This window comes from Brevundimonas sp. ABV4_179 (assembly GCF_056311945.1).
Map to the genome: position 1 here is coordinate 1966553 of NZ_CM149976.1, position 21703 is coordinate 1988255.

The 21703-nt window shown below is 65.6% G+C and carries 23 protein-coding genes and 3 tRNA genes; 19 read left to right on the plus strand and 7 right to left on the minus strand.

The annotated features are described in order from the left end of the window. Window positions 1-24: 24 nt before the first annotated feature. Together ACYX4P_RS09340 and ACYX4P_RS09345 are read left to right on the plus strand one after the other, a co-directional pair. The gene (locus tag ACYX4P_RS09340; RefSeq protein ID WP_248121273.1) at window positions 25-1617 is read left to right on the plus strand and encodes a carboxyl transferase domain-containing protein; all 1593 of its coding nucleotides are present in this window, start codon (window positions 25-27) and stop codon (window positions 1615-1617) included. A gap of 61 nt (window positions 1618-1678) precedes the next feature. Continuing rightward, complete coding sequence (locus ACYX4P_RS09345; RefSeq protein ID WP_248121275.1) at window positions 1679-2578, plus strand: enoyl-CoA hydratase-related protein; 900 nt, start codon at window positions 1679-1681, stop codon at window positions 2576-2578. Window positions 2579-2617: 39 nt separating this feature from the next. Here ACYX4P_RS09345 and ACYX4P_RS09350 read toward each other — a convergent pair whose 3' ends face one another. Beyond that, window positions 2618-3229 carry a TIGR02466 family protein gene (locus ACYX4P_RS09350; RefSeq protein WP_248121277.1) on the minus strand — a complete coding sequence of 204 codons (612 nt, stop codon included), beginning with the start codon at window positions 3227-3229 and terminating at the stop codon, window positions 2618-2620. 87 nt (window positions 3230-3316) lie between these two features. Between ACYX4P_RS09350 and ACYX4P_RS09355 the strand changes: the two genes are divergently transcribed. Both ACYX4P_RS09355 and ACYX4P_RS09360 read left to right on the plus strand, forming a co-directional pair. Then, the gene (locus tag ACYX4P_RS09355; protein WP_248121285.1) at window positions 3317-5329 is read left to right on the plus strand and encodes an acetyl/propionyl/methylcrotonyl-CoA carboxylase subunit alpha; all 2013 of its coding nucleotides are present in this window, start codon (window positions 3317-3319) and stop codon (window positions 5327-5329) included. Beyond that, the gene (locus tag ACYX4P_RS09360) at window positions 5326-5721 is read left to right on the plus strand and encodes a hypothetical protein (RefSeq protein WP_248121286.1); all 396 of its coding nucleotides are present in this window, start codon (window positions 5326-5328) and stop codon (window positions 5719-5721) included. Before ACYX4P_RS09355 ends, ACYX4P_RS09360 begins: the two co-directional genes overlap by 4 nt. Here ACYX4P_RS09360 and ACYX4P_RS09365 read toward each other — a convergent pair. Further along, complete coding sequence (locus ACYX4P_RS09365; RefSeq protein WP_248121288.1) at window positions 5718-6008, minus strand: putative quinol monooxygenase; 291 nt, start codon at window positions 6006-6008, stop codon at window positions 5718-5720. The genes ACYX4P_RS09360 and ACYX4P_RS09365 overlap by 4 nt on opposite strands. A gap of 104 nt (window positions 6009-6112) precedes the next feature. On the opposite strand from ACYX4P_RS09365, the gene ACYX4P_RS09370 reads away from it, so the two are divergent. The 4 genes from ACYX4P_RS09370 (at window position 6113) to ACYX4P_RS09385 (ending at window position 10446) form a co-directional block, all read left to right on the plus strand. Beyond that, complete coding sequence (locus ACYX4P_RS09370; protein ID WP_248121290.1) at window positions 6113-6511, plus strand: DUF1489 family protein; 399 nt, start codon at window positions 6113-6115, stop codon at window positions 6509-6511. A 63-nt stretch (window positions 6512-6574) separates the two neighbouring features. Then, window positions 6575-7933 (plus strand): MATE family efflux transporter, encoded by a 1359-nt coding sequence (locus ACYX4P_RS09375; protein WP_248121292.1) that lies wholly within the window; start codon window positions 6575-6577, stop codon window positions 7931-7933. 74 nt (window positions 7934-8007) lie between these two features. Continuing rightward, window positions 8008-9711, plus strand: coding sequence for a methionine--tRNA ligase (gene metG, locus ACYX4P_RS09380; protein WP_292047755.1), 1704 nt, complete (start codon window positions 8008-8010; stop codon window positions 9709-9711). Between the two features lie 21 nt (window positions 9712-9732). Then, window positions 9733-10446, plus strand: coding sequence for a 2OG-Fe(II) oxygenase (locus tag ACYX4P_RS09385; protein WP_292047753.1), 714 nt, complete (start codon window positions 9733-9735; stop codon window positions 10444-10446). Window positions 10447-10467: 21 nt separating this feature from the next. Here the strand turns inward: ACYX4P_RS09385 and ACYX4P_RS09390 are convergent, their stop codons facing one another. Genes ACYX4P_RS09390 through rlmB form a run of 3 tightly spaced genes read right to left on the minus strand, consistent with a single transcriptional unit; the run spans window position 10468 to window position 12516 of the window. After that, the gene (locus ACYX4P_RS09390) at window positions 10468-10797 is read right to left on the minus strand and encodes a rhodanese-like domain-containing protein (RefSeq protein ID WP_248121297.1); all 330 of its coding nucleotides are present in this window, start codon (window positions 10795-10797) and stop codon (window positions 10468-10470) included. Beyond that, window positions 10794-11600: a TerC family protein gene (locus ACYX4P_RS09395; RefSeq protein WP_248121299.1), complete on the minus strand. Its 807-nt coding sequence runs from the start codon at window positions 11598-11600 to the stop codon at window positions 10794-10796. The genes ACYX4P_RS09390 and ACYX4P_RS09395 overlap by 4 nt, the downstream gene beginning before the upstream one ends. 31 nt (window positions 11601-11631) lie before the next feature. Further along, window positions 11632-12516 carry a 23S rRNA (guanosine(2251)-2'-O)-methyltransferase RlmB gene (gene rlmB, locus ACYX4P_RS09400; protein WP_248121301.1) on the minus strand — a complete coding sequence of 295 codons (885 nt, stop codon included), beginning with the start codon at window positions 12514-12516 and terminating at the stop codon, window positions 11632-11634. A gap of 148 nt (window positions 12517-12664) precedes the next feature. On the opposite strand from rlmB, the gene ACYX4P_RS09405 reads away from it, so the two are divergent. The 9 genes from ACYX4P_RS09405 to nusG all read left to right on the plus strand — a co-directional run bounded on the left by ACYX4P_RS09405 (window position 12665) and on the right by nusG (window position 19103). Next, window positions 12665-12748, plus strand: a tRNA-Tyr gene (locus tag ACYX4P_RS09405). Window positions 12749-12826: 78 nt separating this feature from the next. Next, window positions 12827-12900 (plus strand) — tRNA-Gly (locus ACYX4P_RS09410). A gap of 58 nt (window positions 12901-12958) precedes the next feature. Then, window positions 12959-14149: an elongation factor Tu gene (gene tuf / locus ACYX4P_RS09415; protein ID WP_292021164.1), complete on the plus strand. Its 1191-nt coding sequence runs from the start codon at window positions 12959-12961 to the stop codon at window positions 14147-14149. A gap of 123 nt (window positions 14150-14272) precedes the next feature. Beyond that, on the plus strand, window positions 14273-16288 hold the full coding sequence (locus tag ACYX4P_RS09420) for a DUF3857 domain-containing transglutaminase family protein (protein ID WP_248115912.1): 2016 nt from the start codon (window positions 14273-14275) through the stop codon (window positions 16286-16288). A 105-nt stretch (window positions 16289-16393) separates the two neighbouring features. Then, window positions 16394-16528, plus strand: coding sequence for a hypothetical protein (locus ACYX4P_RS09425; RefSeq protein ID WP_282438735.1), 135 nt, complete (start codon window positions 16394-16396; stop codon window positions 16526-16528). Between the two features lie 96 nt (window positions 16529-16624). Further along, window positions 16625-17959: a hemolysin family protein gene (locus ACYX4P_RS09430; protein ID WP_248115914.1), complete on the plus strand. Its 1335-nt coding sequence runs from the start codon at window positions 16625-16627 to the stop codon at window positions 17957-17959. A 109-nt stretch (window positions 17960-18068) separates the two neighbouring features. Then, a tRNA-Trp gene (locus ACYX4P_RS09435) sits at window positions 18069-18144 on the plus strand. 70 nt (window positions 18145-18214) lie between these two features. After that, entirely contained in the window at window positions 18215-18514 is a 300-nt protein-coding gene (gene secE, locus ACYX4P_RS09440) for a preprotein translocase subunit SecE (RefSeq protein WP_248115917.1), read from the plus strand. 13 nt (window positions 18515-18527) lie between these two features. After that, the gene (gene nusG, locus ACYX4P_RS09445; RefSeq protein ID WP_017506694.1) at window positions 18528-19103 is read left to right on the plus strand and encodes a transcription termination/antitermination protein NusG; all 576 of its coding nucleotides are present in this window, start codon (window positions 18528-18530) and stop codon (window positions 19101-19103) included. A 71-nt stretch (window positions 19104-19174) separates the two neighbouring features. On the opposite strand, the gene ACYX4P_RS09450 is transcribed toward nusG, so the two are convergent. After that, window positions 19175-19645, minus strand: coding sequence for a DUF1203 domain-containing protein (locus ACYX4P_RS09450; protein ID WP_248115919.1), 471 nt, complete (start codon window positions 19643-19645; stop codon window positions 19175-19177). A 216-nt stretch (window positions 19646-19861) separates the two neighbouring features. Here ACYX4P_RS09450 and rplK point away from each other — a divergent pair, with 216 nt between their 5' ends. Both rplK and rplA read left to right on the plus strand, forming a co-directional pair. After that, window positions 19862-20293: a 50S ribosomal protein L11 gene (gene rplK / locus ACYX4P_RS09455; protein WP_087119347.1), complete on the plus strand. Its 432-nt coding sequence runs from the start codon at window positions 19862-19864 to the stop codon at window positions 20291-20293. Window positions 20294-20296: 3 nt separating this feature from the next. Beyond that, window positions 20297-20986, plus strand: coding sequence for a 50S ribosomal protein L1 (gene rplA, locus ACYX4P_RS09460; protein WP_087119346.1), 690 nt, complete (start codon window positions 20297-20299; stop codon window positions 20984-20986). An 88-nt stretch (window positions 20987-21074) separates the two neighbouring features. Here the strand turns inward: rplA and ACYX4P_RS09465 are convergent, their stop codons facing one another. Then, entirely contained in the window at window positions 21075-21683 is a 609-nt protein-coding gene (locus ACYX4P_RS09465; protein ID WP_248115921.1) for an NAD(P)-dependent oxidoreductase, read from the minus strand. Window positions 21684-21703 lie beyond the last annotated feature (20 nt).

Below are 21703 nucleotides of genomic sequence, written 5' to 3' on the forward strand. Positions count from 1 at the left end.
ACCAACCGCCCTTAAACCAGGCCCATGCCGAAGCTGACGTCAGCGGTCGATCCGCAAAGCCAAAGATACAAGTCCCTGCACGCCCACAACAGCGCCCTGGTCGCCGAACTGCGTGACCATGTGGCCAAGGCCGCGCGCGGCGGGTCCGACAAGTCGCGCGAACGCCATGTGGCCCGCGGCAAGTTGTTGCCGCGCGACCGGGTCGAGCGGCTGCTGGACCCTGGCTCGCCGTTCCTGGAGGTCGGGCAGCTGGCCGCGCACGGCATGTACGACGGCGAGGCGCCGGCGGCGGGCGTCATCGCCGGGATCGGACGGGTCTCGGGCCGCGAGGTCATGATCGTCTGCAACGATCCGACGGTGAAGGGCGGCGCCTATTTCCCCATGACGGTGAAGAAGCATCTGCGCGCCCAGGAGATCGCCGAGCAGAACCGCCTGCCGTGCGTCTATCTGGTGGACTCTGGCGGGGCCAACCTGCCGCACCAGGCCGAGGTGTTTCCCGACCGCGACCATTTCGGCCGCATCTTCTTCAACCAGGCCCGGATGAGCGCCAAGGGCATCGCCCAGATCGCCTGCGTCATGGGCCTGTCCACCGCCGGCGGGGCCTATGTGCCGGCCATGTCGGACGAAACGATCATCGTCAGAAACCAGGGCGCCATCTTCCTGGCCGGACCGCCTCTGGTGAAGGCCGCGACCGGCGAGGTGATCTCGGCCGAGGAGCTGGGCGGGGCAGAGACCCACGGCCGTCGCTCGGGCGTGGTGGATCATGTGGCCGAGAACGACGAGCACGCGCTGGAGATCGTGCGGTCGATCGTCGCCAATCTGAACACCACCAAGACCGTCGAGATGGATGTGCGCGAACCGCGCGCGCCGGCCTTTGACGCCGAGGAACTGTACGGCCTGATCCCCGACGACGTGCGCGCCCCCTATGATGTGCGCGAGGTCATCGCCCGGCTGGTTGACGGGTCGGAGTTCGACGAGTTCAAGAGCCTGTACGGCTCGACCCTTGTGTGCGGTTTCGCCCGCATCTGGGGCTATCCGGTCGCCATCCTGGCCAATAATGGCGTCATCTTCTCCGAGAGCGCCCAGAAGGGCGCGCACTTCATCGAACTGGCCTGCAAGCGCAAGATCCCGCTGCTGTTCCTGCAGAACATCTCGGGCTTCATGGTCGGCGGCAAATACGAGGCGGGCGGCATCGCCAAGGACGGCGCCAAACTGGTGACGGCCGTCGCCTCGGCCGAGACGCCCAAGTTCACCGTTCTGATCGGCGGCAGCTTCGGGGCAGGGAACTATGGCATGTGCGGCCGCGCCTATTCGCCGCGCTTCCTCTTCACCTGGCCCAACAGCCGGATCGGGGTGATGGGCGGCGAGCAGGCCGCCAGCGTCCTGGCCACCGTCCACCGCGACGCCGAGACCTGGAGCGCGGACGACGCCGAAGCCTTCAAGGCCCCAATCCGCCAGAAATACGAGGACGAGGGCAATCCCTATTACGCCACCGCCCGCCTGTGGGACGACGGGGTCATCGACCCGGCCCAGACCCGCGACGTCCTGGGCCTGGCCATCAGCGCCAGCCTGAACGCCCCGATCCCAGAGACGACCTTCGGCCTGTTCAGGATGTGATCCTGGCTTGCGCCATTCACCAAACCTCCCCTCGCGCGTTGATCCTTCGAAGGAGCCTCCCATGACCGACAAGCCCACCGAAGCCGACCTGAACGCCCTGGACATCACCGACGCCGAGGCGGCCGAGATCAACAGCATCGCCCAGCCGCTGGTGCCGGACGCGGCCCCCGACGCCGACGACGATCTGGTGCAGATCGATTCGACCACCGACGGCGTCGTCTTCGTCACCATCAACCGGCCGGCCAAGAAGAACGCCTTCGACGCCGCGACCATCGCCGCCCTGCATGAGGCGTTCGAGACGCTGCACGGCGCCGACCGGGTGCGGGCCGTCTTCATTCGCGGGGCGGGCGGCACCTTCAGCGCGGGGGCCGACCTGAACTGGATGCGCGACGCCGCCGGCTGGTCCGAAAGCGACAACCGCGACGACGCCATGGGATTGGCCAGGATGCTGAAGGCGCTGCACGACATTCCGGCCCTGACGGTGGCCGTGGTCGAGGGCAACGCCATGGGCGGCGGGGCCGGTATTGTCGCCGCCTGCGACATGGCTGTGGCGGTCGAGGGCGCGCGCTTCGCCTTCTCCGAGGTCAAGCTGGGCCTGATCCCCGCGACCATCGCCCCCTATGTGATCGAGGCCGTCGGCGCGCGCCGCGCCCGCCAACTGTTCCTGACCGCCAACGCCTTCGACGCCGACTACGCCGCACACGCCGGCCTGATCGACCTGGTCCTGCCCGAAGGATCGGTCGACGAGTTCATCGCGATGCTCAGCGACAGCCTGACCAACAATGCGCCCGGCGCGATGGGAGAGGCCAAGCGCCTGGTCAACGACATCGCCCACCACAAGATCGACTCGGGCCTGATGGACGAAACCGCCAAACGCATCGCCCGCGCCCGCGTGTCGGACGAAGGCCGCGAAGGCGTGCTGGCCTTCCTGGAAAAGCGCAAGGCCAGTTGGACGGTGTGATCGGACGGCTAGGTTCCACCGACTGACGGGCTGTTCCGTTCAGGCGTAGTTGAAGCTGATCGAAATTCGGTCGGACCTGGCCTGATTGGTCGGGACTTCATGGCGCAGCCAGCTTTCCCACATCAAAACCGTGCCCGCCTTCGGATGCAGATAGACGAAGGGGCGTTCGGCCTCGGGCGCGTCGTCGGTGACGCCGGGGCGGGCCATCATGAAGGGCAGGCGGGGGTCTTCGATCTTCAGAGACGAGGCGCCGTCCGGGATGTCGATATAGACCGTGCCGGACAGGAAGGCGTGGGGGTGGATATGGCCGGTATGGCCGCCCCCGGGCTTCAGGATATTGACCCACAGATTGTCCAGGCGGGGCTTCCTGGCCAGATCGAAGTGCAGCGCCTTGGCGTAGGCGACGGCGTGGCGGTCGAGGTGGCGCTTCAGCTCGGCGAACTCGGGGAAGCGCTGGGGCAGGTCGTTCAGCGAGCCGTAGGAGGTGTAGCCGCGATAGGCGTTGTCGCGGCACCAGCGTCGGCCGGCCGCATCCTCTTCGGCCATCATGCGGACGACGTCGATCAGTTGCGCATTGAAGTCGGCCCAACCCCGACCCTCTGCGAGGGAGGCTTCATAGATATGGGTGACGAAGAGGGGGCGCAGGGACATGGAGGGGCCTTACCCCGTGCGGCGCCGCCTGAGAAGGGTCGTGCGCAGCCTCTCGCCTGATGCGCACGATCCGGCTAAGACCGCTTCATGTTCAAGTCCGTCCTTGTCGCCAATCGCGGCGAAATCGCCTGTCGTGTCTTCCGCACCGCCAAGCGGATGGGGATTCGCACCATCGCCGTCTATTCCGAGGCGGACGCAAACGCCCTGCATGTGCGCGACGCCGACGAGGCGGTGCTGATCGGCCCGGCGGCGGCGCGCGAAAGTTATCTGGACGGCGCCAAGGTGCTGGCGGCGGCCAAGGCGACGGGGGCGGAGGCGATCCACCCCGGATACGGCTTCCTGTCCGAAAACGCCGAATTCGCGGAAGCCGTCGCGGCGGCGGGCCTGATCTGGATCGGGCCGGACCCGTCCTCGATTCGCGCCATGGGCCTGAAGGACGCGGCCAAGGAACTGATGATCCAGGCCGGCGTGCCGGTGACGCCGGGCTATCAGGGTGCGGACCAGTCGGAGGCCACGCTGACGGCGGAAGCGGCGCGGATCGGCTATCCGGTGCTGATCAAGGCGGTCGCGGGCGGCGGCGGCAAGGGGATGAAGCGTGTCGATGATCCGGCCGACTTCGCCGCCGGTCTGGCCAGCGCCAAGCGCGAGGGAGCGGCGGCCTTCGGCGACGACCGGGTTCTGATCGAACGCTACATCACCCGCCCGCGCCACATCGAGGTCCAGGTGTTCGGGGACAAACACGGCAATGTCGTTCACCTGTACGAGCGCGACTGCTCCCTGCAACGCCGCCACCAGAAGGTGATCGAGGAGGCCCCCGCGGCGGGCATGAGCGAGGCCGTGCGCGCCGCCGTGACCGGGGCCGCCATCAAGGCGGCCAAGGCCGTGAACTATGTCGGGGCCGGAACCATCGAATTCATCGCCGACGCTTCCGACGGGCTGAAGGCGGACGGCGTCTGGTTCATGGAGATGAACACCCGACTGCAGGTCGAGCATCCGGTGACCGAGAGCGTGACCGGGGTCGATCTGGTCGAATGGCAGTTCCGCGTGGCGGCGGGCGATCCGATCCCGCTGAAACAGGATCAGATCAAGCTGAACGGCTGGGCGATGGAGGCGCGGCTGTATGCCGAGGACCCAGCGAACGGCTTTTTGCCTAGCATCGGCAAGCTGGAGCATTTCGTCATGCCGGACGGCATCCGCGTCGACACCGGCGTGGAGCAGGGCGGCGAGGTCAGCCAGTTCTATGATCCGATGATCGCCAAGCTGATCGTGCATGAGGACACGCGCGAGGCGGCGGCGGCGCGTCTGGCCGAGGCGGCGGGCGAGGTCGAGGTCTGGCCGGTCAAGGCCAACGCCGGCTTCCTGAAGCGCTGTCTGGTGCATCCGCGCTTTGTCGCGGGCGACGTGGATACCGGCTTCATCGCGGCGGAAGATACGGCTCTCGTCCCTGCAGCTTCCGATGAAGCTGTTGCGGCCGGCGCGGTGTTGGTGGCGGAAGAAACGACTTGGCGGTTCGTCAATCGTGACAACGCCGACGCTTGGGATACGCGCGTCAGCGACTTGTTCGGGTTCCGCCTCAACGCATGTCCGTCGTCTCTTCTGGTGATCGACGCGGATGGCGTCCGCCGCTCTGCCAAGATTTCGCCAGGTGCGGAGCAATGGTCTTATGCGGTCGATTTCGGTGATGGCGCTCTACGAGTGAAGCATGTGCCCGGTAACCGGCTGAAAGAAATTCGATCTGGCATGGAAGCCGGTCCTGATCGTCGCCGCCTTGGCTTCCGGCTCGGTGAGGGGGAGGGGGATGCCGTCATCTTCGACAATGGCCTGTCGGTGAATGTTCGTCCCCATAAGGCCGCCTCGGCGACAGCGGGCGTCACCTCCGACGGCTCCCTCCGGGCCCCCATGCCGGGCAAGATCGTCGCCACGCCGGTCAAGGCGGGCGACGCCGTGAGCAAGGGCCAGCCGGTCGTGGTGCTGGAAGCCATGAAGATGGAACACGCCCTGACCGCTCCGTTCGACGGGGTGGTGGAAAGTCTGTCGGCCTCGGTCGGGGATCAGGTCGTCGACGGCTTCGAACTGGCGCGTATCAAGAGCGAGGCGTGATCGTGGTTTCGGGGGCTCTGGCCGCGATGGCCATGACGGCCAGCCTGATGGGTGAACCGGGAATGCAGACGGTCCGCGTCGAGCCGGACGACCTTGCGGACCTGCAATGCATCGTGACGCTGATGGAAGGGATCGGTGAAGACGAGGCGGAGAAGGCGTCGCTCATGCCCGCCATGAATTACTTCATGGGCAAGATCGCCGGTCGCGGGCGCTTCGAACGGTGGGACAAGGTTGTAGTCGCCTATCGCGCGGGTCTGGACCAGACAGGTCGCGACAAGGTGGTCGAGGACCACGACGCGCGTTGTCTGATGGAAGGGCTGGCTCCGACCGCAGCCTCTACTCGGATTGTCCTGACTGACCTCGCGGCGGCCATCGCCGCCTCACCGGACTAAAGCCCCACGCCGCCCAGCGGCCGGGTGAAGATGGTGTCGCCGAAGGTGGCGACCATGGCCAGGGCGGGGCGAAGGGCGCCGTTTTCGCGCGTATCGGCCGACCATGCGTCGTGCGTGGCCTGGTTCATCCAGACCTCGGTGACCCATAGGGCGTCGGCGTCGGTCAGGTCCTGAGCCAGCACATAGCTGTGGCAGCCGGGTCTTCTGACGCTGGGGTCGAGCAGACACAGGCTCAGTTCGTCGCGACGGCCGGGATGGGCCGTAAGGCGGGTGATCAATCCGTACATTCTGTCTCGCGCCGCGCCGGGGAGGAGAGGGGGCGCCGCGTCGTGCCTACCGGACGGGGATTAAGAAACTGGCCAATGCCGCTCAGGATCACTAGGTGGGCGCCATGTCGCTTCACATGATCAAGCTTTGCGTCGGGGTGTCCGACGTAGAATGGCTGGAGACGCGAGCCGCCAGCGGCCAGCCTCTGGTGGTTCACACCCGGATGACCCCCAAACGGGCGGGCGAGATCGAGGATGGCGGGTCGCTGTACTGGGTCATAAAGGGCAGCATCGCCTGCCGTCAGCCCATTGTGGACATCACGACCCTGGGCGAGGGCAAGGATAGTCGTTGCGAGATCACGCTGGAGCCCCGGGTGATCCGCACCGCCCCGATGGCCCGCCGGCCGTTCCAGGGCTGGCGCTATTTCGAGCCCAAGGACGCCCCAGCCGACATCGATATGCTTGAGGCGGGCGAGGCGCCGGACGAACTGGTGCGGCAACTGCGCGAACTGGGCGCCTGGTAGCCAAAGACCACGAACCGATTGGGTGTTGACCCTGGCGGGCGCGCATGGCCTGTGCCGCGTCCGATGTTCAAGATCAGCGCCGCCACCCGTTCCACGCTCAAAGAACTGACCACACTGGCCTGGCCGGTGGTGCTGGCGCGTCTGGGCATCATGACCATGGGGCTGACCGACGCCATCGTGGTCGGCCATTACGCCAGTCGCGAATTGGCGTTCCACTCCCTGGCCTGGGCGCCGTCTTCGGTGGTGCTGACCACGGCGGTCGGGCTGATGATGGGGGTGCAGGTCATGACCGCCCGTCTGCGGGGCGAGGGGCGTGGCGACGAGGTCGGCGCCGTCCTGCGCCGGGGCATGGTCTATGCGCTGCAGATCGGCGTCGTCTCGATGATCGGCTTGATGCTGCTGGGGCCGTTCGGTCTGATGCACATGGGGCTGGAGGATGGACTGGGCGAGGGCGCATCGCCCGTGCTGATGGTGTTCGCCCTGTCGATGCCGGCCTATCTCATTTCAGTGGCGGCCCAGTTCTTCCTTGAGGGCCTGCACAGGCCCAAGGCGGGCATGGTCGCCATGTGGGTCGCCAATGCGGTCAATCTTGCGCTGAACATCGTCTTGGTGCCGGACATGCTGGGTCTGGGCGTGGATGGAGCGATCGCCTCGGCCTGGGCGACGTTCGGCGCGCGGACGGCGCTGGCGGTGTTTCTGGTCGTCTTCATCCTGCGCCTGCCGGAAGCGCGGGCCTGGGGGCTGTTCGCCAAGCCCAGGCGCGACCGTTCGGTCGAGGTGGAGCAAATCCGCGTCGGCATTGGCGCGGGATCGTCCAACTTCATCGAGGTCGGCGCCTTTGCCGCCATGACCCTGTTCGCCGGACAGCTGGGCGCGGCCGAGACGGCCAGCTGGGCCGTGGTCATCAATGTGTCCGCCATCGTCTTCATGGTGCCGATGGGCCTGTCGTCGGCTACGGCGGTGCTGGTGGGCCGGGCCTATGGCGCAGGCGACCGGCCGGGCGTGATGCGCAGCGGCCTGTTGGGCATCGCCGTGGTGACGGTTCTGGCCTTCATCATCGCCGTGGGCCTGTGGCTGGCGGCGCGGCCGGTGGTCAGCGCCTATACGACCGACCCCGCGATCCTGGCCATCGCCGCCCCCGCCCTGGTGCTGGCCACCCTGTTCTTCGTCGCCGACGCCCAGCAGGTGGTCGCCGCCCAGGCCAACCGCGCGGCGGGCGACGTCGTCTGGCCCACGCTGATGCACCTGCTGTCCTATGGGATCATCATGATCCCGCTGGGCTGGTGGCTGGCGCACCGGACAGGCGTCGACGGCCTGGTCTGGTCCGTAATCGTCGCCAGCCTGATTTCCGGCGTGCTGCTGACCGGTCGGTTCCTGCGGGTGGCGCGGCGGGCGCCGATGGTGAAGGCGACGGTTTCCTGAGCGAGCCACGTCAAAGGTGACGTTTCGGTTTCGTCGCTCTATATCCGACGGCTTCCCGGAACGACTGGACGACCATGGCCCGCATCCTCATCACCTCGGCGCTGCCCTACATCAATGGCATCAAGCACCTGGGGAATCTGGCGGGGTCGATGCTGCCGGCCGACGTCTGGGCGCGGTTCAAGCGGGCGCAAGGAAATGAGGTGCTCTACATCTGCGCCACCGACGAGCACGGCACCCCAGCCGAGCTGGCCGCCGCCGCCGCCGGTCAGGACGTGCGGACCTATTGCGACGAGCAGCACGAGATTCAGAAGGCGGCGGGCCAGGCGTTCGGGCTCAGCTACGACTGGTTCGGCCGGTCGTCGAACCCGCAGAACCATCGCCTGACCCAGCATTTCGCCGAGGCGCTGGAGAAGAACGGCCTGATCGAGGAGCGGGTGGATCGGATGATCTACTCCATCGACGACGCCCGGTTCCTGCCCGACCGCTATGTCGAGGGGACGTGCCCCCATTGCGGCCACGTCGGCGCGCGCGGCGACCAGTGCGACAACTGCGGGCGGCTGCTGGACCCGACCGACCTGATCGATCCCTATTCGTCGGTGTCGGGTACGCGGAATCTGGAGGTGCGCGATACCCGCCACCTCTATCTGTTGCAGACGAAGATCGAGCCGGAAATCCGCGCCTGGGTCGACGGCAAGAGCGGCTGGCAGACCCTGGCCAAATCCATCGCCTACAAGCATCTGGACGAGGGTCTGATTGACCGGGGCATCACCCGCGACCTGGCCTGGGGCGTGCCGGTGACCAAGGACGGCTTCCCGCGTCCGGGCATGGAGGACAAGGTCTTCTACGTCTGGTTCGACGCCCCCATCGAATATATCGGCGCGACCGAGGAATGGGCGGATGCGACCGGAAACAGCTGGCGCGACTGGTGGCGTCTGGACGAGGGGGCCGAGGATGTCCGCTACGTCCAGTTCATGGGCAAGGACAACGTCGCCTTCCACACCGTATCGTTTCCCGCGACCATCATCGGCTCGGGCGAGCCGTGGAAGACGGTGGATCAGCTGAAGGCCTTCAACTGGCTGAACTGGTACGGCGGCAAGTTCTCGACCAGCCAGAAGCGCGGCGTCTTCATGGACCAGGCGCTGGAACTGCTGCCGGCCGATTACTGGCGCTGGCGTCTGACGGCCTATGGCCCGGAACACGCGGATTCGGCCTTCACCTGGGAGGATTTCCAGGCCTCGATCAACAAGGACCTGGCCGATGTGCTAGGCAATTTCGTCAACCGGATCGTCAAATTCGCCGAGTCGAAGTTCGATGGCGTCGTGCCAGAAGGCGGCGAGCCGGGCCTGGTCGAGGCCAAGCTGGAAGCCGACATCAAGGCGGCCGTAGCCGAGGCGACTGAACAGTTCGAGGCGATGGAGTTCAGGAAGGCCGCCGTCGCCATCCGCGCCGCCTGGGTGCTGGGCAACGAATATCTGCAGGTCGCGGCGCCCTGGACGGCGTTGAAGAGCGACCGCGACCAGGCGGCGGTGGGGGTGCGGACGGGGCTGAACCTGGTCGCGCTGTTCGCGCGTCTGGCCGCGCCGATCCTGCCGTTCACGGCGCCGAAGATCGCGGCCTCCGTGGGCGTGGACGACCTAAGCTGGCCGGGCGCGGACGAGGATCTGCTGAACGTCCTGCCGGTCGGCGGCAAGGTCCAGGCCCAAGGCGTGCTGTTCGCCAAGATCGAGGACGCCCAGGTGACGGAATGGTCCGAACGGTTCGGCGGTGCGGACGCCTGATCGCGGGACAGGGGACGGCGGATGACAATGAACCTGGCGCCGCTGAACGAGACGCGACGCGCGGCGATCCGCGAACGTCTGCACCGGACAGGGCGCGCCCAGGTCGACGGCGTGATGGCCACCGACGACGCTCTGGCCCTGAACCAGGCGGCGGCGGGCGTCGAATACAATATCGTCACGCGGCGCGGGTCGGGTCATGTCGATCTGCCGGCGGCCTGGCTGGCGTCATTGAGCCCGGATCAGAAGACGGCGCTGGGACAGGCGGTCCAGACCTCTGCCCGCGACGACTTTCAGTATCTGTACGACAATCACCCGATCTATGACCTGGTTCAGTTGGGGCAGGCGGCGCCGATCTGGGCCGATCTGCTGGGGTTCCTGAACGGCGAGGCGTTTCTGGATTTGATGCGGGACCTGACCGGCGAGCCGCGCATCGCGATGGCCGACGCCCAGCTGACGCGGTTTCGGGCCGGCCATTTTCTGACCGAGCATGACGATCATGCCGAAGGCAAGAACCGCTTCTTCGCCTATGTGTTGAATCTGACGCCGGCATGGCGGATCGAATGGGGCGGGCTGCTGGCCTTCCACGGGACCGACGGCAATGTAGCCGAGGCCTTCACCCCGCGTTTCAACACCCTGAACCTGTTGAAGGTGCCGTCGCCGCATTCGGTGACGCAGGTGGCCCTGTCGGCGGGGGCGGACCGGATTTCCGTCACGGGGTGGCTAAGGGGCGTCTAGAGCTTTCGCGCGGAGACCGCTTCAACCTTCGATGATCGGCAGGCCCGCAGCGTGCCAGGCCTGGATTCCGCCCGTCAGGTTGAACAGCGGTTGGCCGTCCGCCGCTGTCGGGCCGACGAAGGCGCAGACCTGATGGCTGCGACCGCCCTTCAGGCACTGGACGATGATCTTCTTGTCGCTTGGCAGGTCCAGCGCCTCCCAGGCGGCGGGCATCTGGCTGAGGGGAGCCAGGACGGCGCCGTCGATGCGGGCGGCGGCGAACTCGTCCGCCTCGCGCACGTCGATCAGGACGGCCTCGCCCGCCTGGAGCCAGGCGGCGGCCTCTTCGACCGTAACCGTGGCGACGGTCATGGCGCGACCCTTGGTTCAGCGGGCGTCGGCGTCGAGCTGTCCTCGGTGCGTTTCCGGCCCAGGTGTTTGGCGGCTTCCTCGGGACCGATCTCAAGGAAGGCTGGGGCGGAGGCGTTGAACGCCTCCATATGGCCGGTGCGGACCACGACCTGGCGGGCGCCGTCCCAGATCATGTGCAGGGCAACATACAGCACCACGACCAGGCCGATGTAGCCGATCCAGCTGAAGCGATGCAGCAGCTTGGCGATGTAGGTGGCCGCCACCCCCATCAGGGCGATCGACAGGATCAGGCCGAAGACCATGATCCACGGATGTTCGTGGGCGGCGCCGGCGACGGCCAGCACATTGTCCAGCGACATGGTGATGTCGGCGATCATGATCTGGATCAGGGCGGCGCCGAACGACTTGCGCTTTACGCCCAGTTCCTCGGGCGAGGGGCCGGTGCCATGTTCGATGCTGAGGGCCAGCTGAAGCTCGGCCTCCGCCTCGGCCTGATCGTGGGTCGCCTGCTCACGCAGTTCGCGCCACATCTTCCAGCACACCCACAGCAGCAGAAGACCGCCCGCCAGCAGCAGACCCACCAGCGCCAGAAGCTGGACGGTGATCAGGGCGAATCCGATTCGCATGACCACGGCAGCGGCCAGACCGATCAGAATGGCCTTCTTTCGCTGGTCCTGGGGCAGGGCGGCGGCGGCCAGGCCCACGGCGACGGCGTTGTCGCCGGCCAGGACCAGATCCATCAGGACGACCTGGCCCAGGGCTGTGGCCTGGCTGGCGAGTTCGGGAGAGGAGAGGAAATCCATATCCGCTCTCTACCCCGGGTGCGACCTTCTGTCAGCCGCGTTGCGCGCGGGCCGCTTCATATAAGGCCACGGCGGCGGCGTTGGAGACGTTCAGGCTTTCGAAGCCGCCCGGCATGGGGATCTTCGCCAGCACGTCGCAATGTTCGGCGACCAGCCGACGGATGCCGTCGCCCTCCGACCCCATGACCAGGACGGTGGGCTGCGAATCAAGCGCCTCTTCAAGCGTCTGTTCGCCCGAACCGTCCAGGCCCACGGCGCGCCAGCCCAGATCGGACAGACGCTCCAGCGCACGCGACAGGTTGGTCACCCGGGCATGGGGCAGGCGTTCGGTGGCGCCGACCGCCGCCTTGGCCAGGGCGCCGGCCAGGGCCGGGGCGTGGCGATCCTGCACGATGATTCCCCGCGCGCCGAAGGCCAGGGCCGAGCGGAAGATGGCGCCGACATTCTGGGGGTCGGTCAGCTGGTCCAGCATGACGATGACGCCGTGAGCGGGATCGGCCAGGTCTTCCAGCGCCACGCCTTCCAGCGGCTGGACCTTGAACACCATGCCCTGATGCACCGCGCCGGCGGGCAGCATCCGGGTCAGGGCCTGATTGTCCATGACCTCGATCTTGTGGCCGTGGTTCAGCCGGCCGTCCTCGATCTCCTGCGCGCGGTCGGCGGTGACGATCAATCGCCCCGTTCCCCGACGCGAGGGATTCGCCAAGGCGGCCAGAACCGGATGGCGGCCCCACAGATAATTATCGGCGTCCACCCGGCTTCGGTCCGGCGAACGGGGCGCGCGCGGCCCTTCCTCTCGCCCGCCAAACCCTTGCGTGGCGGGCTTTTGAGCCTTGTCGCGCAGTCCTCCGGGCCGGTTTCCGAAGACTTGTTTTTTACCGCTTTTACGGTCGTTGCGTTCTGATTTCGACGACACTATAAGACGCCCTCCGATTTGGAGCCCCAAGGGCTTTCGGGTCTGGGCGCCCCCTCTACTGCAGAGGAGGCGACAAGCCGAAGGTTTTTGTTTCGTCCCGCATCTTTATGGGCGGAACGAGGGGTCCGGCGGTTCGACAAGGCGCGCTGGGGGAATGTCCCGAGCGGCAAAGGGGGGGGACTGTAAATCCCCTGCGTAAGCTTCGAAGGTTCGAGTCCTTCTTCCCCCACCACGCGCCTTCGAACACGACGGATCAGGACGCCGGAGAGGATCGGCTGCGGCGTTCCCCAAGAACTTCCGCAGTCTCCGCGCGGGTATAGCACAATGGTAGTGCAGCAGCCTTCCAAGCTGAGGATGTCGGTTCGATCCCGTCTACCCGCTCCAGGTTTTATCAGCACAGCGCCCCTCCGCTGACGGACCAGGGCCTCGAGGAGTTTTGGCCATGGCCAAGGAAAAGTTCGAACGCACGAAGCCGCACTGCAACATCGGCACGATCGGTCACGTTGACCACGGCAAGACGACGCTGACGGCGGCGATCACGATGACGCTGGCGAAGGCTGGCGGCGCGAAGGCGATGAACTACGCCGACATCGACGCTGCGCCGGAAGAAAAGGCCCGCGGCATCACGATCAACACCGCGCACGTGGAATATGAGACGGCCAACCGTCACTACGCCCACGTCGACTGCCCCGGCCACGCCGACTATGTGAAGAACATGATCACGGGCGCGGCGCAGATGGACGGCGCGATCCTGGTGGTTTCGGCCGCCGACGGCCCGATGCCGCAAACGCGCGAGCACATCCTGCTGGCCCGTCAGGTCGGCGTGCCGGCCCTGGTGGTCTTCATGAACAAGGTCGACCTGGTCGACGACGAAGAACTGCTGGAACTGGTCGAGATGGAAGTGCGCGAGCTGCTGAGCAGCTACCAGTTCCCGGGCGACGACATTCCGATCACCAAGGGCTCGGCCAAGGCCGCGACCGACGGCGTGAACCCGGAAATCGGCGAACAGCGCGTTCTGGCCCTGATGGAAACCGTCGACGCCTACATCCCGCAGCCGGAACGTCCGGTCGACCTGCCGTTCCTGATGCCGGTCGAAGACGTGTTCTCGATCTCGGGCCGCGGCACCGTGGTCACGGGCCGCGTCGAGAAGGGCATCGTCAAGGTCGGTGAGGAAGTCGAGATCGTCGGCATCCGTCCGGTCCAGAAGACGACCTGCACGGGCGTGGAAATGTTCCGCAAGCTGCTGGACCAAGGTCAGGCGGGCGACAACGTCGGCGTTCTGCTGCGCGGCACCAAGCGCGAAGACGTCGAGCGCGGTCAGGTTCTGTGCAAGCCGGGTTCGATCACCCCGCACACCAAGTTCCAGGCCGAAGCCTACATCCTGACGAAGGAAGAAGGCGGCCGCCATACGCCGTTCTTCACCAACTATCGTCCGCAGTTCTACTTCCGCACGACGGACGTGACCGGCATCGTGCACCTGAAGGAAGGCGTCGAGATGATCATGCCCGGCGACAACGCCGAGCTGAGCGTCGAGCTGATCACGCCGATCGCGATGGACCAGGGCCTGCGCTTCGCCATCCGTGAAGGCGGCCGCACCGTCGGCGCCGGCGTCGTGGCCAAGATCGTCGAGTAATCGACGACACCACCCAGCCCACCGGCTGACCGAGTAGCGTACAGAGCGGCCCCCGGAGCGATCCGGGGGCCGCTTTTGCTTTGCGGCGAGACACGCCATAGTGTGATCGGAGGGCGATCACAGATGGCGTTTGAGGGAGAAGTCGCGAAAGGCGAACTGGTGACGTTCGCGCCGCCGGGACATGGTTTTGGGGCTAGGCCGGTCGATCTGCGGGGGCGCGATCCCTTCGCGCTGAGCGAGCGTGGCGTCTGTTATATCCTGTTGGAAAGCTTGAGCGACCTGACCGGACCCGTTCCAGCCTTCAGTTCTCGGCTAGTGCAGCAGGTGACAGGCAGCGATGGTCTTCAGCCAACAGCCAGTTTCGAGATCGTGTTCGATCCAGCCTTCGAGCGTGTGATCGTACACACGGCAAGCGTGCTGAGGGAAGGCGTTCGACGGGAGGCGGCCAGTCCGGCGGCTTTCGAGCTCTTGCGCCGGGAGTTGAACCTCGAGCGGGCGATCTATGACGGTCGTCTGACGGCTCATATGATTATTCCCGATGTTCGCATCGGCGATATCGTCGAGACATGCTACACCATCGTCGGGGCCAATCCTGTGCTGGCCGGGCGGTTCAGCCGTCGCCAGAGCCTGCAGTGGGCGGCTCCTCTTTTAGAGGTGGAGTGTCGCGTCAAGGCCCCCGTCAATCGCATTCTGGTCCACTGCAGTCATTGTGCGCCGCCAGACCTGGAAGAGACGATCGAAGGGGACGTGCGCCAATGGCGTTGGCATACGTTCGACGTGGCGCGGCATGTCTACGATCTCGATACGCCTGGGTGGTGGATCGGCCATACGGAAGTGCACATCGGCGATCGTCTGGTCTGGTCAGACATCGCCGATCTGTTCCGCGACTTCTATTCGCCGCCCGCGATCTTGCCGACGCAGCTGGATGCGGCGATCACAGAGCTGGCCGCACGTTATCCGCGCGGAGAAGACCGAATGGTCGAAGCGTTGCGTTTCGTACAGAGACTGCTCCGCTATCATTCGGTTGGGATAGGCGCTGGCGGGTTCAAACCAAGAGCCATTTCAGACATCTGGGCCAGTCGCTATGGAGACTGCAAAGACGCCTCATACCTCCTGACCGTGATCCTGCGTCGACTAGGCGTCGAGGCGTGTCCAGCACTTGTAAACACTGTCACCGGACGTGGGTTGAAAGAGGCCTTGCCCAATGCGACGGCCTTCGACCATTGCATCGTGCGCGCTGAGGTGGATGGGCGTGTCAGATGGCTGGACGCGACGATGGCCCCCCAAGCGGGAACCGCCGACAGCATTACTCAGGCGGGCGGTGGATGGGCTTTGCCCTTGACCGAAAACGCATCGCTCGATGCGATTCCAGAGCCAGGGAAAAAGGTGGTGCTTGAGGTTTTCGAGGCGTGGACGTTCAAGCGGATGGCGGCCGATCCGGCGGAGTTAAAGCTCAGAAGCGTCTATCGAAGCTGGCGCGCCGACGACATGCGCCGATGGGGCGAGAACGAAGGGTTCGAGAGCGTAAGTCGTCGGCTGCGCGAAGGACTGGAAAATAACTACGGCGAACTGTCCGAGCTTCACCCGTTGACGTGGACCGATGATCGCAACGCCAATGAAATCGAACTGATCGAACATTACAGTGTGAGCCGCCCCTTCGTCGTGAACGATGGCGACGATACGGGCGTGCGCTTCGAATCCGTGGACGACGTGGTCGGGCCCACGCTCACCGCCACCGAGCGCGCGCGGCGCGATCAGCCGATTCACATCGGCGCACCTCGTATCGTGCGCACCGAGCGAACCTTCAACTTTCCCATAAAGCCGCATGTTACACCTTGGGAAAAGGCGTTTACGGGACCTGGGGTCAGGGGGTTTTCGAAGTTTGAATGTTTGGACAGCGCCCGCGCGCGACACCTTATCGAGGTCGATGTCGCCAAAAGCGTCGTCCCAGTGGAGCACGCTCAGGACTATTTTGCATTCCTGCGGAAGATCCGAGCTTTTAACGGCGTGAGCTTCGTCCTGGATACCCGCAACGGTCGCCTGAAAGGAGCAGATGGTGGCGAGACCACCTGGCGTAGCTGGTTGGTCGTTGGCGGCGTTGTCGGGGTATTGGTCCTTCTTCGGATACTCTCCGCTTAACGGCGAAAAAGCTGGCCAACTTGCTCGCCCTACGGATGTCGGGGGTTGTGAGCCACGAGATTTTGGCGTTTGGCTTCGAAAGGATGTTAACTTTTCGGTAACCACATGCGACGCGCCATTCGACTGGGTCTTTTCATCGGCACCGTGATCGGCATGAGCGCCTGTGCGACCCAGTATGATGCGGGCGGGCGGCCCGTTTCTGGGCCTTATGGTTCGGTCGAGGCGGGGCGGACGAGCTGAAGGGCGAAGGAAAACGTGGCGCTGGCCGCCTTCCTGCCCTAATGTAGCGCCGCGGACGCCGAATGTTGCGCCGCGCTGGTCTCCAAAAACCCCTAGATGTTACTCATCGCTATTGCCGTCGTTCTGCTCCTGGTGGTGCTCAACGGCCTGTTCGCCATGACCGAATTGGCGGTCGTTTCCTCCCGACGGTCAAAACTCCAGGCGCGGGCGGAAAGAGGAGATCGGGGAGCCCGGGCGGCGCTGAAGCTGTCGGAGGAGCCGACGCAGTTCCTGTCGGCCGTGCAGGTCGGCATCACCCTGATCGGCATTCTGGCGGGAGCCTATGGCCAGGCGACCATCGCGGGGGAACTGGATCGGATCCTTGAAGTCGCCTTCCCGGCGCTGGCCGCCTATACGGAATTCTTCGCCACGGCCGTGGTGGTCGTGTGCATCACCTATGTGTCGCTGATCATCGGCGAACTGGTGCCCAAGCGCCTAGCGCTGATCTTCCCCGAGACGGTGGCCTCCAAGATGGCCGGGCCGATCTCCGGCCTGGCGATCGTGCTGAAGCCGTTCGTCCTGCTGCTGACCGCCTCGACCTCGGGCATATTGAAGCTGCTGGGCGTCAAGGATCGCGACGGCTCGGACGTGACACAGGAAGAGGTCGCCACCATCCTGGCCGAAGGCACTTCGGCCGGCCTGATCGAGCCGGAAGAGCAGGAGATGATCGAGGAGATCATGCGCCTGGGCGATCGTCCGGTGCGGGTGGCAATGACGCCGCGTCACGAAGTGTTCTGGATCGCCCTGGACGACCCCGAAGACGTGGTTCGCGAGGAAATTCGCACCTGCCCCTATTCGCGCATCGTTGTGGCGCGCGAGAACGACGTCGATAACCCGCTGGGTCTGGTCCACAAGAAGGACCTGCTGGACGCCCTGTTGACCACGGGCAAGATCGATGTCGAGCCGCTGGTCGCCGAGCCCGCCTTCATTCCGCAGTCGACCTCGGTGCTTAAGGCGCTGGAGATTCTGAAGGGGTCGCGGGTCCACATGGCGTTCATCGTCGACGAATACGGCGCCTTCGAAGGCGTGGTGACCGCTACCGACATCCTGGAGATGATCGCCGGCGACTTCGACGAGGGGCATGACGAGGAGCAGGCCTGGATTCATCAACGCGCCGACGGCAGCTGGCTGGTGGACGGTCAGACGGACCTGGACGATCTGGCCGACACCCTGGGCGAGGATTTCGGCGAGCACGACGGCTTCCACACCGTCGCCGGCCTGATTCTACATCAGATCTCGCGCGTGCCGGACGAGGGGGAAGTCCTGCAGGTCGGGCGATTCGAAGTGGAGGTCGTGGACATGGACGACCGCCGAATCGACAAGCTGATCTTCAAGGAACTGATCAAGGCCGAGGACGAGCGCGACGCCGTGGCGGCCCATCTGGAAGACTAGCTGTCGCATTGGCGGGGATAGCCTCACATCGCCCTTGAAAAGGCGGGCGGTGTGGGGCATACGCCCCCCTCTGGCGAACGCGCGGGCCGGACGGTTCGCGCGATTGTCTAGGAGTTTAGCTCAGCTGGTAGAGCACCGGTCTCCAAAACCGGGGGTCGTGGGTTCGAGTCCCCCAACTCCTGCCAATCCCCCCTGTCGCTTCCGGATGGGACTTCCCATCTGGGGCGACAGGAACAATTGTGTGAAGAGCAACTGATGGCCAAGGCCAAAACTCCCGGCAAGCGGCCGCAAGGCACTGCAAAGCCCCAGGCCGCTGCAGCCGCCGCCGCCATCACGGTCGATTCGCCCGAGCCCAAGAAGCCCCGCACCAGCCCTGGTCAATTCATCGGCCAGGTCCGCGCCGAGGGCCGTAAGATTGTATGGCCCAGCCGCAAGGAGACCTGGATCACCTCGGTGATGGTCTTCATCATGGTGCTGATCGCCTCGATCTTCTTCTGGATCGTGGACACCGGCCTGGGTTACGCCTTCCGCTACATCATCGCTCTCGGATCCTGAGAAAGACGCGCCCATGACCGATGCAGCGCCCGCAAAGCCCGCCAATCCGCGCCACAAGTGGTACATCGTCAACGCCTATTCGAACTTCGAAAAGAAGGTCGCCGAGCAACTGCGCGATCAGGCCAAGCAGCAGGGCCTGGAAGACGCCTTCTCCGAAATCCTGGTTCCGACCGAGGACGTCGTCGAGATCCGTCGTGGCCGCAAGGTGAACTCGGAACGCAAATTCTTCCCAGGCTATGTGCTGGTGAAGATGGAGATGACGGACCAGGCCTATCACCTGGTCAAGAACACGCCGAAGGTCACCGGCTTCCTGGGCGCGGCGGGCGGCACCAAGCCCCTGCCGGTCTCGGAACGTGAGGTCCAGAACATCATCGGCGCCGTGGAAGAGGGCGTCGAGCGTCCCAAGCCCACCATCCGCTTCGACATCGGCGAGAAGGTCAAGGTCATCGACGGCCCGTTCGCCAGCTTCGACGGCTCGGTCGAGAGCGTGGACGAGGAACACGCCCGCCTGCGCGTCGCCGTGTCGATCTTCGGTCGCGCCACGCCGGTCGAACTGGAATACGCCCAGGTGGAGAAGGTCGCGGGCTGAGGTCTGCCTCCGATACAGGATTGAGGGGCCGCTCCGGATTGCCGGGCGGCCCTTTTTGTTTTCCGGCGGGATCAGGCGCGCACGGCGGCGGCCAGATAGCAGCCCCGGCGCGCAGTGTGGATATGGATGACGGACGTTTGGGGACGGGCGAATCCGGCCCGCAACCAGGCCGCCAAGTCGACGCCCTCCACCACGTCTGCGTCGGTCATCATCCAGTTCGCATCATAGTTTCGGACCGACAGGAGACGACGGGTCAACTGGTCGGGCAGTTCGCCCGGAGTCGGGCTGGCCTGGACCGCTGTCTCGCGCACGAGCACCGGCCCCTCTGCGCGATAGGGGCTGGACGGGGCGTCCAGGTGGCGGACGTTCGCCAACAGTAGGAGATCGCCCGGATCGGCGTCCATAAGGCTGACACGGCAGGGACAACTGTGCGTCGTTTGCGCGGTCATGCGGCGAGCGCCGAGAGCGATGAGGGCGTCGTCGCTCATCTGGAACAGCGGTTTAAACGCTGCGAGGGGCAGGGGGCGGATGAGGTAGGTCATGGGCATGCTCCGGTTGAAGCGCGAGCTAGCGGCAGGCGTCGCCCAGCGTCTGGCGGTTTCCGGTCCTGTTTGCCTTTCCCGCCCCCCTCTGTTACACGCGCGCCTTCGCTCGGCGGGCCCTGGCCTGCGGAGCGGCAAATCCGTGGGAGGCAGCCATGCCGGACCACGGCTCACCGGCCCTGCGTTCGTTCGCCGGGTCATTCATAGGAGAGACCAATGGCCAAGAAGATTCTCGGCTATATCAAGCTGCAAGTGCCGGCCGGTTCGGCCACGCCTTCGCCCCCGATCGGCCCGGCCCTGGGTCAACGCGGCGTGAACATCATGGGCTTCTGCAAGGAGTTCAACGCGCGCACCGAGAAGGAAGCCAAGGGCACCCCGCTTCCGACTGTCATCACCGTCTATCAGGACAAGTCGTTCACCTTCATCACCAAGACGCCCCCGGCGACCTGGTACCTGAAGCAGGCCACCGGCCTGAAGTCGGGCTCCAAGCTGGTCGGCCGTGAAGTCGCCGGCAAGATCACGCAGACGCAACTGCGCGAAATCGCCGAGAAGAAGATGAAGGATCTGAACGCCAACGACCTCGACGCGGCGGCCAAGATCATTGAAGGCTCCGCCCGCGCGATGGGCCTGGAAGTGGTGGAGGGCTAATCCATGGCTAAGCAAACCAAGGCTCAAAAGGCCCGCACCGGCGTCACCCAAGACCTGCTGCCGTTCACCGACGCCATCAAGCTGGCCAAGGAAAACGCCAAGTCGAAGTTCGACGAATCCCTGGAAATCGCCGTCAACCTGGGCGTCGATCCCCGTCACGCCGACCAGCAGGTCCGCGGCGTGGTGAACCTGCCGTCGGGCACGGGCCGTGACGTCCGCGTCGCCGTCTTCGCCAAGGACGCCAAGGCCGCCGAAGCCACCGCAGCCGGCGCCGAACACGTCGGCGCTGAAGATCTGTACGAGAAGATCGCCGGCGGCTTCATGGAGTTCGACCGCGTGATCGCGTCGCCGGACATGATGGCCCTGGTCGGTCGTCTGGGTAAGGTGCTGGGCCCGCGCGGCCTGATGCCGAACCCCAAGGTCGGCACCGTGACCCCGAACGTGGCCCAGGCCGTCAAGGACGCCAAGGGCGGCGCCGTGGAGTTCCGCGTCGAGAAGGCGGGCATCGTCCACGCCGGCATCGGCAAGGTGTCCTTCACCCAGGACGCCCTGGAAGCCAACGTCAAGGCCATCGTGGACGCTCTGGTCCGCGCCAAGCCGTCGGGCGCCAAGGGCACCTATGTGAAGCGCATCAGCCTGTCCTCGACGATGGGTCCGGGCTTCAAGGTCGACCCGGCCTCGTTGGGCGCCTGATAGGCTCAAGCCGCGCCGCGCGTCGCGCGTCGCGCTAGGCCGAAAAGATGAAGGCCCCGGAGAGCGATCTCCGGGGCCTTTGTCATGGTCAGTAGGCGGCGGTGAAGCGGGCGCGGCTGTGGCGGTGCTGCTCCAGTTCGTCGACCATGGCGATGGCGTAGTCTGCGAAGCTGATCCGGCTGTCGCCCTTGTCATCCACGATCAGCTGGTCGCCACCGGTGCGATAGGCGCCGATGCGGGGGCCTTCCTCGATCAGGGCTGCGGGCGAGAAGAAGGTCCAGTCTATCTCTTTCTCGTGACGCAGGTGGGCCAGGAAATCGATGCCGCCCTTGGCGATGGGCTTCCACTCCGCCGGAAACTCGGGCGTGTCGAACAGCAGGACGCCAGGCGCGACCTCCAGGCTGGCCGCCCCGCCGGTGACGAGCAGCCGTGGGACGCCGGCGGTCTTAAGCGCGCCAAGCAGGGTTTCGGCGGGGACATCGAAGTGCAGGGCGCTGATGACGGCGTCCGACCCCTTGATCAGGGCGATCAGGGCGGCCGGATCGGAGGCGTCGCCGGCGATGGGGGTGATGCCGGAGGCGGCGGGAATGGCGTCGGGCTTGCGAGCGATGGCCGTGACCGAATGGCCGCGAGAGGCCAGTTCCTTGGTGATTTCGGATCCGGCGCGGCCGCTGGCGCCGAGGACTGCGACTTTCATGGAAGGCTCCTTTGGGTTTC